The following is a 17,532-nucleotide window of genomic DNA, read 5'->3' as shown; positions in this document are numbered from 1 at the left end:
TAACGCAGCATTCATCTTCGATATTTGCCATCATAGAACGACATGGCCCGCTCAAAGCAAGCTCTATATCTCGCCCTCGCCGCCGCCTTCTTTGCCGCACCCTCGCTCACCGCACAGAGCTCCGAACCCATGACCAACCGTCCCCTCTACGTCTTCACACCCTCCGGTAACGACCCCCGCGCCGTCGAGCAGGCACGCGCCATTCGCATCAACCAGCCCGAGGCCGACGAACGCCAACTCGTCCTCACCATGGAAGTCACCGGCCATCCCACCCCAGAAGACAGCGAGCAGGCAGCACTCCGCCGCCGCTTCAAAGTCGCCCCGAAAGACTTCGTCGTCATCCTCGTAGGCAAAGACGGCGGCGAAAAGCTACGCTCCACCAGACCCATCCCCTTCGACAAGCTCCGCGACACCATCGACAGCATGCCCATGCGCCAGCAAGAGGCAAAGCACTAATTCGACCCACCCCACACACTGTCATCCTGAGCGAAGTTCGAAGGACCTGCGGTCGGCCTTTGCTGTGAGTCCAGCCGTGAACGGTCGGGTGCCCCATGTCCCGATCCTGGGACATGGGAATGTGCGAAGCTCGACCCTAAGCGCCTACTTTGCTGCATTCCCACATGGAGCGCCGCTGCCCTACAGCGCCCCCAAAGCCGCCCATACAATCCCAGCCGCCCGCTCACAAGCCTCTCGATCCACATCAAAGTGCGTAACAAACCGAACCGCATGAGGCCCAATCGCACTGGCCAGCACGCCCTGAGCCTTCAACCCGGCAACAAAACCCGGAGCATCCCCGCCACCCTTAAGCTCAAAGATCACGATATTCGTCTGCACCGCACCCAGATCAATCGCCACCTTATCGGACTTCGCCACACACTCCGCCAGCAGCCGCGCATGCGCATGGTCCTCGCCAAGTCGCTTCGGCATCTCCTCCAGCGCAATCAGCCCAGCCGCCGCCAGTACCCCGGCCTGCCGCATCCCGCCCCCAAGCGCTTTGCGGAACATCCGTGCCCGCTCGATATGCTTGCGCGTCCCCACCAGCATCGACCCCACCGGAGCGCCCAACCCCTTCGACAGGCAGAAGTTCACCGTATCGAACCCATGCGTCATCACGCCAACATCCATCCCAAGCGCAGTCGCCGCATTGAACACCCGCGCACCATCCAGATGCACCGGCAGCCCAGCCGCCTTCGCGCCCTCCCAGACCTCTTCCATCACCGCGAGCGGCGTCACCGTTCCGCCAGCCATATTGTGCGTGTTCTCAAGGCAGATCAGCCCCGTCTGCGCCCGATAGTAGATCTTCGCGCCGATCGCCGGCTTGATCAGCTCCCACGTCAGAATCCCTCGCTCCGCCGTCACCGCCCGGTGCTGGCACCCCGAGAACGCCGCCGTCATCGCCATCTCCCAGTCCAGAACATGCGCCCGCGCCTCGCAGATCACCTCCTGCCCATGCTCCGTATGCAGCCGGATCGCGATCTGATTGCCCATCGTCCCCGTCGGCACAAAGATCGACGCCTCTTTCCCAAACACCTCCGCCGCCCGCTTCTCCAGCCGATTGATCGTAGGGTCTTCTCCATACACATCATCCCCAACCTCGGCAGAGGCCATCGCCTCCCGCATCGCCGCCGTAGGCTTCGTTACCGTATCGCTCCGCAAATCCACAAAACCCGCTCCCATCACACCATCACTACCCTGATACATCGCATCTCCTAGAATCACCATCACAAACTGCCTTTAAGACTCGCCCCAAATAAACCGTTTTCGGCCGAACCACCAAGACCGTCATCTCGGACGGAGCGCCACAACTATCGTCATCTCGACCGGAGCAACGCGAAGTGGAGAGGCCCCCGCATTCCGTCAAGCCGCCACTAGAACCCGCTCAAACACCTCGTTCGACAACAGTCTTCCCCGCCCCGTAAGCCAAACCCGCTCCCCTTCCATCCCCACCAACCCAGCCTCAACCAACTCAACCAGCGCGTCAGTCAACCCCGACACCAGCCCCAGACCAAATTCCCTCCGCAGCCCCGCCAACGAAACTCCCTCGTTCATCCGCAGCCCCAAAAATACAGCCTCCTCAAATGCCTCATCCCCCCGCACAAACACAGGCTCCACCCTCGCGCCCAGCAGCGGGAGCACCCCCCCACCCATATACCCGTCCAGCTCATCCCCATTCTGAAACCGCACCACCCCATCCTCCATCCGAAGCATCGAGTGTGCATCCAGCCCGAATCCCACATAAGCCTCGCGCCGCCAGTACTTCACGTTGTGCCGCGACCGAAACCCCTGCCGCGCAAAGTTGGAGATCTCATACTGCATCACCCCAGCCGACCCCAACGCCGCGCAAGCCTCCAGATACCAGTCCGCCACAGCCTCATCCGCCGGCAGAGCCCCCGCACCATACCGCGTCCCGCCCGCCAGCGACTCGCGCCCCAGCCGCGACTCCCCATCCACCTCCAACATATACACACTCACATGCGCCGACCCCGTCCCCACCGCCTCCGCAATCGAGTATCGCCAGCTCGACTCCGTCTGCAGCGGCAGCCCCGCAATCAGGTCCACACCAAGATCCAGCACCCCCGCCGCCCGCAGCCGTTCCATCTCCCCAAGACACATCGCCAGCGTATGCAGCCGGCCCACCGCCGCCGCCTCCGCGTCCACAAAGCTCTGCACCCCAAGGCTTACCCGATTCAGCCCCTGCCCCAGCAACTCCGCCAACGTCGCATCCGCCAACTGCCCCGGCGCACACTCCAGCGTGATCTCCGCCCCGGCATCGACCACAAACTCCCCACGCAGCGCTGCAAAGATCTCCTTCATCATCTTCGGCTCTAACAAACTCGGCGTTCCTCCGCCAAAATAAACCGTGTCCACCCGCTCTGGCAGCACCGCACCCATCCGCGCAGCCCGCACCCGAGCCTCACGAATCTCCTCCACCAGCCGAGCAACATACCCCTCCATCCGCCCGGCCCCGAACACATCCGAGGCAAAGTTACAGAAGCTGCACTTCGCCTTACAGAACGGCACCGAGATGTAAACGCCCACCGACTCCATCCCTCAATTCTTTCACGCCCTTCCACCTGTAACCTTCGTACGAACAAACGACTCCAACGTTCAGGAGTTCCAATCATGCGCCTCATCCTCCTCGCCGCAGCCCTTAGCCTCCCGTCCTTCGCAGCCGCACAGACACCCGCCAGAACACCCGTCCTCGTCGAGCTCTTCACCTCCGAGGGTTGTTCAAGCTGCCCGCCGGCGGACGCGCTCCTCTCCCGCCTCGCCCACAACCAGCCCATCGACAACGCCCAGATCATCGTCCTCGGCGAGCATGTCGACTACTGGGACCAGCTCGGCTGGCACGACCGCTTCTCCTCCGCCCAGTTCACCGCGCGTCAGAATCACTACAGCACCGGCTTCCACCTCGACAGCATCTACACCCCGCAGATGGTCGTCGACGGCACCGCACAGTTTGTCGGCAATGATCAGACGCAGGCCTGGCGAGCCGTCACAGTCGCCGCCCGCACCGCCAAACTCCCCCTCAGCCTCTCTGCACTCACCACCAGCGGCCGCACCATCGCTGCCTCAGTCTCTCTCGCAACTCCCCCGGCATCCGACGCAGACCTCTACGCCGCACTGATCGACCCCTACGACACCACCGAGGTCCAACGCGGCGAAAACTCCGGCCGTCACCTCCAGCACGTCTCCGTCGTACGCACGCTCACCCGCATCGGCACCACCCGCGACCTCGCCCACGGTCCACTCCGCTTCACCCTCACAGCCCCCGAAAGCGCAACCCCTGCCACCATGCAGGTCGTCGTCTTCGCTCAGCAGGTCACCCCAAACGCCACCCTCGGCCCCATCCTCGGAGCAGCCATCAGCACGCCCACATCCACCTCACCCCAGGTAGCCGCCGCCCGCTAATCGTTATGGTTCTTCAGAAAGCAATCCGGCGAGTTCCCATCCACAAACGCCTCTGCATTTACCTGCACCGCAATCTGCGCGAACTTCTTGCCCGCCAGCACATCCAGCTCAAGCCCCTCCTCAACCAATCCCACAACCTCATCCAGTCCCAGCAGCTCCGCGATCTCGCGGCACGAGCCGTACGCCGCCACCCGGTAAGCCTCCACCCGTTCCATCCCGCTCAAAATCGCGACATCCCGCAGATTACCCGCCTCGTACGCCGTCAGCACCTGTGAACATCCTTTCAGAATCCCGCTCGTCCCCGCACAAACCCGCACTCCCTCAAGGTCGAGGATCTTCACCACCTTCTCCAGCCGCGCCACCTGCTCCTTGCCCTCACGCACTCGCGCCGTCAGCGTCTCACGAAGCTCACCCGTATGCGCAGCCTTCCCCAGCCGCGGAAGCACCTTCAGAATCGCCTTCTCCGCAGCCAGCAACTCCTGCAACTCGTTCCCCAGCAAGTCCACCAGCGTCCGCCTCGTCGTTGTCGCCATGCAAATACCTCACGCAAGATCGATGCAGAAATCCGCCACCACGCCCGGCGACAAACAAATCTTGGTCGGTAGCACCATCCGCGAGCATCTAGAATGAAGACAACGCATGGCAAAGCAAAGCAAGCAGGAAGACAAGAAGCGCAAGGCAGCGCACGGCGACGAGGTCATGGGCAAGGCCTACGACGGCCGCCTCATGCGCCGCCTCCTCACCTATCTCCGCCCCTACAAGCTCCAGACCGGCCTCTCCGCAGTCTCCATCATCTTTAAAGCAGGAAGCGACGTCATCGGCCCCTACCTCGTCAAGGTAGCCGTCGACCAGTACATGACCGGCACACCGAACCCCAGGCCCTCATGGCTCGCCCGTCACCTCAGCCCCGTCCCGATGACCGGCATCACCCAGATCGCCTCCCTCTATCTCGGCTCGCTCCTTATCACCTTCATCCTCGAATTCCTCCAGACCTACCTCATGCAGTGGACCGGCCAGAAGATCATGTTCGATCTCCGCAGCCAGATCTTCCGCCACATCCAGGGCATGTCCCCCGCCTTCTTCGACCGCAACCCCGTAGGCAAGCTCGTCACCCGCGTCACCTCAGACGTCGACGCGCTCAACGAGATGTTCACCTCCGGCGTCCTCGCGATCTTTGAGGACGTCTTCGTCCTCGCCTTCATCGTCATCATCATGCTGCGGATGTCCTGGCCCCTCGCCATCATTACCATCTCCGTCATCCCGGCCATCCTGTACGTCACCGGCATCTTCCGCAAGTACGTCCGCGAGAGCTATCGCCGCCAGCGCCACGCCACCGCCCGCATCAACACCTTCACGCAGGAATATGTCTCCGGCATGTCCATCGTGCAGCTCTTCAACCGCGAGCGCCGCGCCTACGACGACTTCTCCTCCGTCAATGCCGAGAATAAGCAGGCGTGGACCGACGCCATCTTCGCCTACGCCCTCTACTACCCCATCGTCGAATTCCTTAGCTCCGTCGCCATCGCCCTCGTCCTCTGGCGCGGCGGCTCCGCAGTCCTCCACAACGCCGGCTTCCTCGCCGCCTTCCCGAACCTGCATCTGGAGCGCGCCCCCGGCTTCTTCGGTACCGTCTCCATCGGCGTCCTCATTGCCTTTATTCAATATGCGCAGCGATTCTTCCGGCCCATCCAGGATCTCAGCGACAAATACAACATCCTCCAATCCGCCATGGCCGCCGCTGAGCGTGTCTTCAACCTCCTCGACACCGCCCCCGAGATCACCTCGCCGCCAAACCCCATCCCCGGCGATAACTCCGGCCGCGTAGAGTTCCGCAACGTCTGGTTCACCTACCAGAAACTTACCGCTGAGCAGCAGGAATATCTCACGGGCCTCTCCTTGGTGAATTCGCTGCCAGAAAGTCACGGAATCATTCGGGGCTCAGAGTCCCTGGAAAGTGGTCCTCTCGCTAAAATCGAGTGGATCCTCCGCGGCGTCTCCTTCACCATCGAGCCTGACGAAACCGCCGCCATCGTAGGCCACACCGGCGCCGGCAAGACCACCATCACCGCCCTGATGATGCGCTTCTACGACATCCAGCACGGCCAGATCCTCATCGACGGCGTAGACGTTCGCGATCAGGACCTGAACAAACTCCGTCGCCGCTTCGGTGTCGTCCTGCAGGACCCCTTCCTCTTCTCCGGCACCATCGGCGACAATATCCGCCTCGGCTCCAAGTGGATCACCGACGAGCAACTCGAAAAAGCAGCCGACGAGGTCAACGTGGGTGACTTCATCCGTGCCCAACCCCTCGGCTTCAAGGAACCCGTCAGCGAGCGAGGATCTACCCTCTCCACCGGCCAGAAGCAGCTCATCAGCTTCGCTCGCGCCCTCGCCCACGCTCCTCGCATCCTCATCCTCGACGAGGCCACCTCCTCCGTCGACACCGAGACCGAGCTTCGTGTCCGCCTTGCCCTGTCGCGCATGATCACCGGCCGCACCTCCGTCCTCATCGCCCATCGCCTCTCGACCATTCAGACTGCCGATTCGATCCTCGTCATGCACAAAGGCCAGCTGCGCGAGCGCGGTACCCATCAGGAACTCCTCACCCAGCGCGGCCTCTACTGGAAGCTCTACCAGCTCCAATATCGCGATCAGGAGTCTGGAATCATCACCGCCCCGCTCGACACTGAATCGCTCCTGGCCGGATAGCGTACGCCCCGGTTTAGCTCCGCAAAACTGTTACTCTCTCGCCAATAACCATCTCATACCGAGCCGAAACAGGTCCGACCTAAGTCCAATGTTTTGACGACTTTCGTAGTTTTGAAAAAGTTAAAAGGTGCCAAAATCCGAGGACACATCGGGCTGACATCCACCATCCGCTACACTCTCACCATCGCTAACGAAACCAACCCGAGCATCTTTATTTCAGCAGGCGAAGCCAGCGGCGACCACTACGGCGCCCAGATCCTGGCCACCCTCCGATCCCGCCTCCCAGACCTGACAGCCTTTGGTTTAGGCGGCTTCGAGATGGCCCAGGAAGGCCTAGACCACATCGTCAAAGCCGAAGACGTAGCCATCATGGGCATCACCGAAGTCGTCCGCCACATGCCCCGCATCTACGGCGAGTACCGGAAGCTCGTCGGCGCCATCAAGTCGCGCCGCCCGCAAGTCGCCGTGTTGATCGACTTCCCCGACGTCAACTTCCGCCTCGCCAGAGAACTCAAGAAGCTCGATATCCCGGTCGTCTACTTCGTAAGCCCCCAACTCTGGGCCTGGAAGCGTTCCCGTCTCCGCTGGGTCCAACAGCGCGTCACTCGCATGATGGTCATCTTCCCCTTCGAAGCCGCCTTCTACCGCGCCCGCAACGTCGATGCCGAGTTCGTAGGCCATCCGCTCGCCACCCTTCCACTCCCCACCGAAACTCGTGAAGCATACGCTCAACTTCATGGCCTAACACCAACAAAACAATGGATCTCCCTTCTACCCGGAAGCCGCCGCAAGGAGGTCCACCTCAACCTTCCCGAGATGCTGAAGGCAGCCGCTCTGCTCCTCAACGACCAGCCCTACGAGTTCCTCCTGCCCGTCGCCAACACCATCGGCCACTACTTTATGCGAACCGCCCTCGCCGAAGACTCATCCACCGCCAAACTCCCCATCACTCTCGTCGATGACGCCCGCACAGCCATGTTCCACAGCCGCGCCAGCATCGTCGCCAGCGGCACCGCTACCGTGCAAGCGGCTGTTATCGGCAACCCTTTTGTGGTGGTCTACCAGGTGTCGAACGTGACCTTTACCCTGGCCAAACGCCTCATCCGCTATCCGTCCGAGATCCCTGCTCCACGCGATGCAGATGGCCATTTGCCCATCGCGATGGTCAACCTGATCGCCGGCACACGCATCGTTCCCGAACTCCTACAATCCCGCTTCACTGCCGAAAACCTCGCCGCGACGCTGCAACCTCTTCTGGCTGACGGACCTGCCCGCGAGACCATGATCAGCGACCTCGCGGCGGTCCGCAGATCGCTTCTCCCGAGTCCCGAATCAAACCCAATCCACAGTGTTTGCGATGCCGTACAGTCACTACTAGCGCGCGACCGCCCAATCGCGCGCTCAAGCGTCTAAAGTATCGATAGAGCTACGATGGATTGAGGAATCTGCCTGCATGTCTTTGCGCCCTAACCCCTTTCTAGTCAGGATTGCAGCCGTTTGTATGGCAGTCAGCACTGGCGCGAGCCTTTGGGCAGCACCTGCGCGCGTCCAGATGCAGATTACCGGCTATGTCATCAGCGCGGACCTCGAGCCGTTGACGAACCAGTTGACGGCCAAAGCAAAGGTCACGCTGAGCGCCCTCGAAGACCTCAACACCGTTACCTTCGAGCTTAATAACGGTCTGGCGATCACAAAGCTGACCGATGCGACAGGCAAAGTTCTCACCCCGGAACGACTTACCACAACGTCAACCGTTCGCGTGCCGCTGAACACGCCCGTACCGAAGGGCACCTCAACGACCTTCAACTTCGAGTACACCGGCGCGCTTGTCGGCTCGGAGACAAGCCCTGTCGAGGGCATCAAGCTTGCGGCTGTGGCCGATCCGATCAGCATCCTGCTCTATGCTGGTCGCTGGTTTCCTATGACTGGCCTCTTCACCAACCGCTTCACGGCGGAGATGCACATCCGTGTTCCGTCCGATGAGCGCGTCATCGGCAGTGGCGCGACAGGCCACAAGTCCGTCGGCAAGGAGGAAGAGTACAGCTTCAACTGGACCAAGCCTGGCTTTCCCGGCACGATCATCGCGGGCAAGTTCCTCGAACCCGTGACTGCTCCGGGAATCCGCAACATCAAGGTGTATACGACCGAGAAGCGCAAGGACTTCGCGCTCGATTACGTCCGCACAACAGCCCGCGAGTTCGAGTACTTCAGCAGCATCTTCGGTCAGCCTGAAACAGGTCTAATTAACGTCGTCGAGCTTCCTGACGACTCCGTTTCAGCAGCCTGGGGACCTGAGATCGCGGCCATCAGCGGGCAACGCATTGCGGATCGGAACAGCCAGCGACTGCTCTCGAACACGCTCGCACATCAATGGTGGGGCAGCGAAGTCTCACCCGCGAACCTGAACGATGCGTGGATTACGAACGGTATGTCGCGCTACGCCGAGTTGCTGTACCTCGAAGACTCCGGTGGAAAGACCGCCTTTCAGACCGCTGTTACGGACATCTCGGCTGGCGCGCTTGCCTACGATACCGAGCCGCTGACCAGCGTTGGACGTCTCGATCCGTTCTCGCCGCAGTTCCAGTCGATGACCCTTGAGAAAGGTGCGATGGTCTTCCACATGCTTCGTTGGGAGATGGGCGATGACGTCTTCAACAAGTTCCTGCGGATGCTCCTGACCCAGTTTGCCGACAAGCCTATTCGGACGAGCGATGTCCAGACTGTAGCGCAGACACAGTCGGAGACGACGCTTGAGCCGTTCTTCGCGCAGTGGCTCGATGGAACGGGCGCTCCAACGTTCACGGACAAGTTCAGCGTCTTCCGGCTTGGCAATGGAAAGGGCTTTCGTACTGTCGGAGCTGTCCAGCAGGATCTGGACCTTTTCCGCATGCCTGTTGAATTGCGGATTGAGACAGATGGCAAGACTGAAACGCGTCGCGTCGACGTGAGCGGAACCGAGTCGCAATACTCCGTCGAGACCTTCGGTCGTCCGCGCAAGATCAGCATCGATCCGGAGAACTGGCTGCTCAAGAGCACGCCTGATCTGGCGGTTCGCGTCGCTGTGCTTCGCGGTCAGCAACTTGTGGCGCAAGGCGATATGGCAGGAGCGCTTGCCGAATATCAGAAGGCTTTGGATACGAACAAGACGAGTTCCCTTGCGAGCTATCGCATTGGCGAGATCTTTTTTACGCAGCGGAACTACCAATCTGCGGCAAACTCTTTTCGCGATGCGCTGCGCGGCGATGGCGATCCTCGCTGGGTTGAGGTCTGGAGTCATATTGAGCTTGGGCGTGTGTTTGATGTCACTGGTCAGCGCGATCGGGCGGTGAATGAGTATCGGCTTGCGGTACAGACGAACGACAATACACAGGGCGCTGTGAACGAGGCTCGGGCGCTGATGCAAAATCCTTACAAGCGCCCTAAGACCGATAATTAAAGTACCCCCACCCCCGTACCTGTAAGTACCAAAGTCTTCTAAACAGGAGGGTTGGCGGGGTACTTGTACCTTACCAAGTACCCCTACTCCTGGGCAGTATCTCGGGTGACGTGGGGTACTTGAAGGGCGTATTTGTCAAACAGGGTGCTTTGTCTTTAGTCGGTTAGTCACGGAACCGCAGGTCCTTCGACTGCGCTCGGGATCGCAGTCCTGGGGACAGCTTTGCTACTCGTAGCGGAGGGCTTCGATGGGGTCGAGGTTTGCGGCCTGCATGGCGGGAATCATGCCGCTGATGGTGCCTACGATGATGAGGATTGTGGTGGCGACAAGGACGCTGTTGGGCGAGATGATGAGGTGAATGTCTGCGTCGGTAGCGTTGGCGGCTATGGCGCTGTAGAACTTTACGCTGCCGATGAGTTTGCTGACGGCGTAGGCGAGGGCGACTCCCGTTACGCCGCCTACGCTGCTGATGACCAGGGCTTCGGCGAGGAACTGGAAGAGGATGTGGCGCTTGCGTGCGCCGAGGGCTTTTTCGACGCCGATCTCGCGGGTGCGTTGTTTGACGCTGACGAGCATGATGTTCATCAGGCCGATGCCCGCGATGCCTAATGTGAGTGCGCCGATAAAGAGGAGCAGGACCTGCAGGCCGATGCTGACGGCGCGGAACTGGGATAGCTGCTCCATCAGATTGGCTACGAAGATGGCGTTTTTGTCTGAGGGTCTGAAGGCGTGGGCGGCACCCAGGGTGTTCCGAAGTGCGCGCTCGACGGCCATGTGATCGCCCTGGTAGCTCATCCAGATGCCGCCGAGATACTTGGTGTCTTTCAGGTCGCTCATGGTGCTGAGCGGGATGTTGACGATGCGGTTGTCGTTGTCATCACCCTCCTGCATCTTGGGCTTGAGGACGCCGATGATCTGGAAGCTGACGCCGTTGACGTGGATGCTTTCGCCGATGGGGTAGAGGCCGGAGAAGAGCTTGGTCTTAGCCTCGGAACCGATGATGGCAACGTGGGCGCGGGAGACGAGATCGGCCTCGCTCATGGCGCGTCCGGCGCTGAGATCCATCTTCTGGATCTGCTGGAGAGCGGGCGTGATGCCATCGACCTCCCAGGTGTAGTTGTGGAGTTCGTTCGAGACGGGGACGGTCTTAAAGTCGACGGGCGAGACCCGGATGATGCCGGGAACGGTTTCCTGAATGCGTTCTACATCTTCCTGGGTGAAGCGGACTTTCACGCCTGCTTTTGCACCGCCAGCCTGCTCGCTGGTGGTGCCGGGAAAGACGCCGATCATGTTGGTGCCGAACTGCGAAAAGATCGCTTCGAAGGCGCGTCCGAAGCCTGCTCCGAACGCGAGCAGGAGCACGACTGTGGCGATGCCCCAAGCCATGCCGAGGATGGTGATCATGGTGCGGCGGCCGTTGAAGCGCATGGCCTCCATAGCCTGGCCGAAGATGTCTCTGAGCATGGGGCTACTCCTTTCGCAGGGCTTCCACCGGCTCGAGCCTTGCGGCAACACTCGCCGGGTAGACGCCCGCGACGATGCCGCAGAGCGTGAGAATACTAATCGCCATGGCTGCCGACCATGGAACGAGCCGCGGCGGGTCCATGCCCATCTGGTTGTTGCCGAGCAGCGAGCCGAGGACGGCCATCAGCGCGGCCGCGGCGGCGATCCCGATGAAGCCGCTGAGGCCGGTGAGGATCATGCCTTCGAGGAAGAACTGCGTCATGATGCTGCGGTTGGTAGCGCCGATTGCTTTGCGGAGACCGATCTCGCGCGTCCGCTCCTGTACGGTGACGAGCATGATGTTGACGATGCCGACGGCGCCGAGCGCGAGTGTGACGATGCCGACGCCGCCGAGAAAGAAGTCCATGGCGGTAAAGATCATGCCGACGGTCTGGTTGGACTTGATGGTGTCCCACTCCTCCCAGGCGTCCTTGAGATCGGGCGAGAAGCCGTGATTGGCGGCGACGATGCGGTGGACATCGGCCTTGGCGTCCTCGTTCTCTTTCTCGGTGATGGGCTGGTACTGGATGGACGTGATGGCGTCCTCCGGGACGTTTTCGCCGGTGATGGGAAAGAGCTCCATCATGGTGGTGAGGGGGACGTAGACCTTCTGGTTGTCGCCGTCGTTGTTGCCGCGACCGATCTTGGCGGCCACACCGATGACCTGGAAGCGGTAGCCATTCAAGGTGATGAAGGCACCGATCGCGGGGTGTCCGGGAAAGAGGAGGGCGTTGTTCTTCTGGCCGAGGATGACAACCTGTCGGCGCTGGGCGAGGTCATCCTGATCGAAGAAGCGGCCCTGCGCGATGGGGAGATGACGGATCATGGGGAAGCTGAGTTGGGTGCCCATGACGGCGCCGCCAGAGCTTGAGAACTCGCTGACCTGCTTGAGGTCGCCGCGATTGATGAGCGCGGTGACGTTGCGCACGTGCGAGGCGCCAGACTGCACGGCGACAGCATCAGCCAGCGTCAATTTATAAGGGCGCATGCCGGTGTGCTGGTTGGGGAGTGCGGGGATGGTTCCGCCGAACATCATGATGACGTCGTCGCCGACTTCGGCCAGACTGCGACGCTGGCCGGAGCGGAAACCTTCGCCCAGCCCGATGAGCAGGAGCAGCGAGGCTACGCCCCACGCGATGCCGAACATGGTGAGGAACGAGCGCAGCTTATTCGCGCCGATGGCGCGAAAGACCTGACTGAAAGTGTCTAAGATGGCGCGCATACGGTGGTTAGACTCAGCTCTCCTTAGTGCGTTACGCAGAGAATGCGGAAGGAGTTCCGTTTTGTGTAGGGAGACTTCTTAGCGGGTGTAGACGATGTTTTTCATGAGCATGGGGAGGTCGGGATCGGCCTCTGTTTCGACGGTGCTGCCAACGGTTTCGAAGAAATGCGCCGTCGCGCTGAGGGCGGTGGTGTCGACCGAAGCTGGATAGAGCAGACGCACGCTGCTGCCGAGGGTTCCGCGGATGGCGAGGCAGCGCTCGGGGCGGTAGGTGCAGGAGGCAAGGTCGGTGATGCTGATGCCGCTGGTGGGGGTGCAGAGGATGGTGCGGGGTGGGGCCATGCGGTCGAGCAGGCTGAGGATTTCGAGCTTGGATTCGAGTTCGTCCGGTACGAAGTCGATGGCGAGATCGGCGGCGTGGACGGCGTCTTCGACGGTGAGGGCCAGTTCGAGACGACCGGGCGCGGCGTGGAGACGCATGTCCGAGAAGTCCGCTTCGGCCTGCCGAAGGTTGGCGGGCATGACATCTTCGAGGACGACGTGGAAGCCTGCAGCGGCGCAGGCAAGAGCGAAGCTGCGGCCAGCCTTCCCTGCTCCGATGACGGCGACAGTCCGGATGACTGCGCTACCTGGTGCGGGGAAGGCCGTTGCCACTACTTCTTGCTCGCTACTGCGGTGAGGACGGACTCGTAGCTTGGTTCGGAGACGCGGAAGTGCTCCGCTACGCGCTGCTTATCCTCATCGGTGAGGGAGGGCAGAACGGCGAGGATGCGCCGGAGCGTCACCGAGATATCGTCAACGTAGTTCATGGTGCGGATTGCTTCGCCGGAAAGAGGCATCGTGACTCCTGTAAGTATGTTTCTCTCAACCAGTCTAAACGGTGACGGGTTTGCGTGGGGGCTAGGTGGTGGACCCGAGTTCGGCGCGCTCGTGTGCCTCTTCGGTCGGCTTGCCGGCGTCGGAGCCTTTGGCGGGCTCTTCGTAGCCGTCGCGGTCGGTCATCTCCATGAGCGCGGCTAGTTTTGTGGCGAAGTCGGGGTGGAGGGCGTTCGAGTCATAGCGCCACGTCCAGTTGCCGAAGGCACCGGAGGGTCGGTTCATGCGGGCCTCGGTGCCGAGGTGCAGGACGTCCTGGAGCGGGAAGATGCAGATGTTGGCGACGGACCGCGCGGCGGCGCGCATCATGGCCCAGACGATGTCGCCCTCGTTGGTGATGGTCTGGAGGTAGTTCTGGACGTTGGTGCGATCGTTGTCGTTGCAGTCGTCGCGCCACCAGCCGAGCGTGGTGTTGTTGTCGTGGGTGCCGGTGTAGGCGACGGTATTTTGGACGAAGCGATGCGGGAGATAGAGGTGGCTGCCGCGGTCGGAGAAGCCGAACTGGAGGATGCGCATGCCGGGCATGCAGAAGTGCTCGCGCAGCTCGTCGACCTCGGGGGTGATGAGGCCGAGGTCTTCTGCGATGAAGGGGAGGTCGCCGAAGACATCTTTGAGGCGCTGAAAGAGTTCCTGGCCGGGGGCTTTGACCCACTGGCCATTGATGGCGGTCTCCTCGTCGGCGGCGATGGACCAGAAGGCCTCAAAGCCGCGGAAGTGGTCGAGGCGGATCATGTCGTATAAAGCGAGGGAGCGGCGGATGCGGGCGACCCACCAGTCGAAGCCGCGCTCGCGCAGGAGGCCCCACTTGTAGAGCGGATTGCCCCAACGCTGGCCGGTGGCGGAGAAGTAATCGGGTGGAACGCCGGAGACGCGAGTGGGGCGGCGCTCCTCGTCGAGCTCGAAGATGTCGGGATTGGTCCAGACATCGGCGCTGTCGTAGTTGACGAAGATGGCGACGTCACCGAGGACGCGGATGCCGCGCTCGCCACAGTAACTCTTGAGGGCGCACCACTGCTCGCTGAAGAGGAATTGGATCACCTGTTCGACTGCGAGCTCGCGACCGTGGTCGTTGAGGAGGGTTGTCAGCGCGTCGTGCTGGCGCTGGGCGTACTCGATGGGCCACTCGTTCCAACTTATGTAGTTGTTGAGGCGGCGGAGGACGTTGAACATGGCATAGTCGGTGAGCCACGAGATGTTGTCCTGGCAGAACTTCTGGAAGCGGACGCGCTGGTCGCCCGAGGCGCGATCGAGGAAGTTCCCTGCAGCCTCCTGGATCAGCGGGAGTTTGCGCTCGGATGCGGCTTCGAAGTCCGCCGGACCATCGTGGCCTGGGAGGCCCTGGATGCGGTCCCAGGCTATCCAGCCATCCTGCGCGAGGCGCTCGAGGCTGATGAGCTGGAAGTTGCCAGCGAAGGCGGAGAGCGCGGAGTACGGAGAGCTTCCGTAGCCTGTAGGGCTAAGCGGAAGGACCTGCCAGAGGCGCTGCTTGGCGGCGGCGAGGAAGTCAACGAATGCGTATGCGGCCGGGCCGAAGTCGCCGACACCGCCATACGAAGGCAGAGAGGTTACGTGTAGCAATACTCCAGACAGCCGATCCTGACCCATCATTCCCCCGAGTACCTAGTTCTATTCTTACGCTTCAAGTGTGATGCCGAATCACGCTTCTTTCGCAAATGAAAATGGCCTGTTCCGTTGTAGGAAGCTACAAGGGAACAGGCCATTTGTTCTATCTAAAACTAGCTGCCGAAGGGAGAGGCTCCCGGTGCGGGCTGTTTCTTGGAGTAGCGGATGGAGCCTGACTTCTCGTACTTCTCGGTCAGGCCGGCGATGTAGACGCGGAAGATTTCCTCGTGCTGCTCGTTGAGCAACTGCTCACGGGTGGCGGTGAAGTTCTTCGTGATGTCCTCGGCGCTCGGCTCCTGCTTATCCGTGACGCTGAGGACGATGCCGACGCGGCCTGCATTGATGGGTCCGGAGATGGCACCCTTGGCAAGCGTAAAGGCAACTGCGCCTGGACCGCTCATCGCGCCGAGATCGGGAACCTGACCGTCTTTACCGACTAGGTCGCTGGTCTTGAGGGGGATGTTCATCTCAGCGGCTGCCTTGCGCAGATCGTTCGTGACCTTGGCCCGATCGTTCAGCTTGAGGAGCTGGGCGTTCAGAAGCTGCGGAACCTGCTGCTCGCGGTAGTCGTCTGCGATGTGCGACTTGTACTCGTTGAAGTCAGGAGCGTGTGCTGCCTTGACGTCGACGACCTGGAAGATCGCGTAGCCATCGCCGGTCGAGACCGAAGCAGGAGCTGCTCCCTTGCTCGCGCCGAAGGCACCGGTCAGGAGCGCCGAGCCGTCGGCAAGTCCGGCGATGACGCCATCCTTGGCAACGTAGTCAGTGGTGACGGCCTTGAGGTTGTGGGCAGCGGCTGTCTTGTCGATGCCTTCCTTCTGGGACTGTGCGGCCAGCTGCTGCGCAAACGTCTGCTCGACGGCGCCGGACTTCTGCTGCTCGAGGACAGGAACGATCTCCGCCTTGACCTCAGAGAGTGGACGGAGGTGCTCTGTCTTCTTCTCTTCGACTTGCAGGATGTGGTAGCCGAACTGGGTCTTGATGAGGTCGGAGGTCTGACCAGGATTGAGCGAAAAAGCTGCCTTATCGAACTCCGGGACCGTCTTGCCACGATCGAGGAAGCCGAGTTCACCGCCAGCCGTCTTGCTGCCGGGGTCGTCGGAGTTCTTGCTGGCGAGGTCGGCGAAGTTGCCGCCTGCTTTGATCTGCTTGAGGAGATCCTCAGCCTTGCTCTTGGCAGCGGCATCGGTCTTCGCGTCCGCGCCCTGTGGCACGGCGATGAGGATGTGGCGAACCTTGACCTGCTCCTTCACCTGATACTGTGCCTGGTGCTGGGTGTAGTAGGCCTGAATGTCTGCGTCCGTAACCTGCGGCTTGCCGCCGGGAAGGCTGGAGGCGTCGAAGGAGACGTACTGGATCTTGCGGGTCTCAGGAATTGCCGATGCGTAGCGCGTCTGGTTCTGTTGGAAGAACTTCTGCAGCTCGGCGTCGGTCGGGTTAATGGTCTTGCGCAGATCGTCCGCCGAGATAACGGCGTAGTCGAACTTCACCTTGGTGCCCTGGATGCGGTAGGCATCGCGCACGGCAGAATCGGAGACCGTGACGCCGCCGGTGATGAGTGCCTGGAGGCGATTCAGCTCCATATCCTGCTTGACCTGCGACTCGAAGTCGCCACGGCTGGTCTGGAAGGCGGCCTGCACGAAATTCATGTAGGCGTCGTCGCCGATGTAGGTGCCGTTCGGAAAGAGATACTGGGCAAACGGCCCGGTCTTCAACTCGCGGGCAAGGTCCTGATCGCTGACCTGGAGGCTCATGCGGTCAGCCTCATGCTTCAGGATGGCGCGCTGTACGAGGATCTGGCCTGCACGATTGGCCATGTACGGCAGCAGGAAGTCCGGCAGCTTCTGCTGCTGGAGCTGGCGTTGGGCGAGCTGATTGACCTCGGTCGTCTGAATCGGCGTGCTATCGCCTGAGACGCGGCCAAGAAGGCCGGGGCTGCGGACCGTCGCGAAGACGGTCGAGGCATTTGCATCCGTATTGTCGAAGATGCCCGGAACCAGCGTGATCACCATGGTGATGACGGCGAGGCCAATGATGACCGCAAAGATGATCTTGATGATGCGATTGTCCTGCTGCAGAATACGAATCATGCTTGACTAAAGACCTTTGTTCGAGCGCCCTGCATTCATGGAAAGCAGGCACCTACCCGGGGTTTTGCGCGACCTGGCTGCATGTCTGAGGACACGCGCCACGCCGACTGCAGGGCAAGTGCTCAGTATAAATCAGGTGTGTGGGTAATCGAAGACTACAA

14 protein-coding genes are annotated in these 17,532 nt (G+C 61.3%); 5 read left to right on the top strand and 9 right to left on the bottom strand.

The window, feature by feature from the left end:
* Positions 1–42 precede the first annotated feature (42 nt).
* Entirely contained in the window at positions 43–456 is a 414-nt protein-coding gene (locus OHL20_RS18420; RefSeq protein WP_263384623.1) for a DUF4174 domain-containing protein, read from the top strand.
* Positions 457–636: 180 nt separating this feature from the next.
* Here the strand turns inward: OHL20_RS18420 and OHL20_RS18415 are convergent, their stop codons facing one another.
* Together OHL20_RS18415 and hemW are read right to left on the bottom strand one after the other, a co-directional pair.
* Complete coding sequence (locus OHL20_RS18415; RefSeq protein ID WP_263384622.1) at positions 637–1,701, bottom strand: threonine aldolase family protein; 1,065 nt, start codon at positions 1,699–1,701, stop codon at positions 637–639.
* Positions 1,702–1,857: 156 nt separating this feature from the next.
* Positions 1,858–3,048 carry a radical SAM family heme chaperone HemW gene (gene hemW / locus OHL20_RS18410; RefSeq protein WP_263384621.1) on the bottom strand — a complete coding sequence of 397 codons (1,191 nt, stop codon included), beginning with the start codon at positions 3,046–3,048 and terminating at the stop codon, positions 1,858–1,860.
* Between the two features lie 75 nt (positions 3,049–3,123).
* On the opposite strand from hemW, the gene OHL20_RS18405 reads away from it, so the two are divergent.
* Complete coding sequence (locus OHL20_RS18405; RefSeq protein WP_263384620.1) at positions 3,124–3,912, top strand: DUF1223 domain-containing protein; 789 nt, start codon at positions 3,124–3,126, stop codon at positions 3,910–3,912.
* Here OHL20_RS18405 and OHL20_RS18400 read toward each other — a convergent pair.
* Positions 3,909–4,445 (bottom strand): DUF892 family protein, encoded by a 537-nt coding sequence (locus tag OHL20_RS18400; protein WP_263384619.1) that lies wholly within the window; start codon positions 4,443–4,445, stop codon positions 3,909–3,911. The genes OHL20_RS18405 and OHL20_RS18400 overlap by 4 nt on opposite strands.
* Before the next feature lie 106 nt (positions 4,446–4,551).
* Between OHL20_RS18400 and OHL20_RS18395 the strand changes: the two genes are divergently transcribed.
* The 3 genes from OHL20_RS18395 to OHL20_RS18385 all read left to right on the top strand — a co-directional run bounded on the left by OHL20_RS18395 (position 4,552) and on the right by OHL20_RS18385 (position 10,057).
* Positions 4,552–6,621, top strand: coding sequence for an ABC transporter ATP-binding protein (locus OHL20_RS18395; RefSeq protein WP_263384618.1), 2,070 nt, complete (start codon positions 4,552–4,554; stop codon positions 6,619–6,621).
* 111 nt (positions 6,622–6,732) lie between these two features.
* The gene (gene lpxB, locus OHL20_RS18390) at positions 6,733–8,034 is read left to right on the top strand and encodes a lipid-A-disaccharide synthase (RefSeq protein ID WP_263384617.1); all 1,302 of its coding nucleotides are present in this window, start codon (positions 6,733–6,735) and stop codon (positions 8,032–8,034) included.
* A gap of 88 nt (positions 8,035–8,122) precedes the next feature.
* The gene (locus OHL20_RS18385) at positions 8,123–10,057 is read left to right on the top strand and encodes a M1 family aminopeptidase (protein WP_263384616.1); all 1,935 of its coding nucleotides are present in this window, start codon (positions 8,123–8,125) and stop codon (positions 10,055–10,057) included.
* Positions 10,058–10,282: 225 nt separating this feature from the next.
* On the opposite strand, the gene OHL20_RS18380 is transcribed toward OHL20_RS18385, so the two are convergent.
* The 6 genes from OHL20_RS18380 to OHL20_RS18355 form a co-directional block, all read right to left on the bottom strand.
* Positions 10,283–11,521, bottom strand: a complete 1,239-nt coding sequence (locus OHL20_RS18380) for an ABC transporter permease (protein WP_263384615.1) — start codon at positions 11,519–11,521, stop codon at positions 10,283–10,285.
* Positions 11,522–11,525: 4 nt separating this feature from the next.
* Entirely contained in the window at positions 11,526–12,782 is a 1,257-nt protein-coding gene (locus OHL20_RS18375; RefSeq protein ID WP_263384614.1) for an ABC transporter permease, read from the bottom strand.
* A gap of 78 nt (positions 12,783–12,860) precedes the next feature.
* A complete protein-coding gene (locus OHL20_RS18370) occupies positions 12,861–13,436 on the bottom strand; it encodes a 3-hydroxyacyl-CoA dehydrogenase NAD-binding domain-containing protein (RefSeq protein WP_263384613.1) in 576 nt (191 codons plus the stop codon).
* Positions 13,436–13,621 carry a hypothetical protein gene (locus OHL20_RS18365; protein WP_263384612.1) on the bottom strand — a complete coding sequence of 62 codons (186 nt, stop codon included), beginning with the start codon at positions 13,619–13,621 and terminating at the stop codon, positions 13,436–13,438. The genes OHL20_RS18370 and OHL20_RS18365 overlap by 1 nt, the downstream gene beginning before the upstream one ends.
* A gap of 61 nt (positions 13,622–13,682) precedes the next feature.
* A complete protein-coding gene (gene malQ / locus OHL20_RS18360) occupies positions 13,683–15,263 on the bottom strand; it encodes a 4-alpha-glucanotransferase (RefSeq protein WP_263385046.1) in 1,581 nt (526 codons plus the stop codon).
* A gap of 131 nt (positions 15,264–15,394) precedes the next feature.
* Positions 15,395–17,371 carry a peptidylprolyl isomerase gene (locus OHL20_RS18355; RefSeq protein WP_263384611.1) on the bottom strand — a complete coding sequence of 659 codons (1,977 nt, stop codon included), beginning with the start codon at positions 17,369–17,371 and terminating at the stop codon, positions 15,395–15,397.
* Positions 17,372–17,532 lie beyond the last annotated feature (161 nt).

The sequence above is a fragment of the Granulicella arctica genome, from assembly GCF_025685605.1.
Classification (GTDB): Bacteria; Acidobacteriota; Terriglobia; order Terriglobales; family Acidobacteriaceae; genus Edaphobacter; species Edaphobacter arcticus.
The sequence above is the reverse complement of the archived record's forward strand: the minus strand, read 5'-3'. Positions and strand labels throughout refer to the sequence as shown.

Bases quoted from the DNA above. Each gene is read 5' to 3' on its own strand.
- OHL20_RS18365 (WP_263384612.1), bottom strand. From the start codon at position 13,621: ATGCCTCTTTCCGGCGAAGCAATCCGCACCATGAACTACGTTGACGAT.
- OHL20_RS18420 (WP_263384623.1), top strand. From the start codon at position 43: ATGGCCCGCTCAAAGCAAGCTCTATATCTCGCCCTCGCCGCCGCCTTC.
- OHL20_RS18400 (WP_263384619.1), bottom strand. From the start codon at position 4,445: ATGGCGACAACGACGAGGCGGACGCTGGTGGACTTGCTGGGGAACGAG.
- OHL20_RS18385 (WP_263384616.1), top strand. From the start codon at position 8,123: ATGGCAGTCAGCACTGGCGCGAGCCTTTGGGCAGCACCTGCGCGCGTC.
- OHL20_RS18415 (WP_263384622.1), bottom strand. From the start codon at position 1,701: ATGTATCAGGGTAGTGATGGTGTGATGGGAGCGGGTTTTGTGGATTTG.
- OHL20_RS18375 (WP_263384614.1), bottom strand. From the start codon at position 12,782: ATGCGCGCCATCTTAGACACTTTCAGTCAGGTCTTTCGCGCCATCGGC.
- OHL20_RS18395 (WP_263384618.1), top strand. From the start codon at position 4,552: ATGGCAAAGCAAAGCAAGCAGGAAGACAAGAAGCGCAAGGCAGCGCAC.
- OHL20_RS18405 (WP_263384620.1), top strand. From the start codon at position 3,124: ATGCGCCTCATCCTCCTCGCCGCAGCCCTTAGCCTCCCGTCCTTCGCA.
- OHL20_RS18355 (WP_263384611.1), bottom strand. From the start codon at position 17,371: ATGATTCGTATTCTGCAGCAGGACAATCGCATCATCAAGATCATCTTT.
- OHL20_RS18380 (WP_263384615.1), bottom strand. From the start codon at position 11,521: ATGCTCAGAGACATCTTCGGCCAGGCTATGGAGGCCATGCGCTTCAAC.
- malQ (WP_263385046.1), bottom strand. From the start codon at position 15,263: ATGGGTCAGGATCGGCTGTCTGGAGTATTGCTACACGTAACCTCTCTG.
- hemW (WP_263384621.1), bottom strand. From the start codon at position 3,048: ATGGAGTCGGTGGGCGTTTACATCTCGGTGCCGTTCTGTAAGGCGAAG.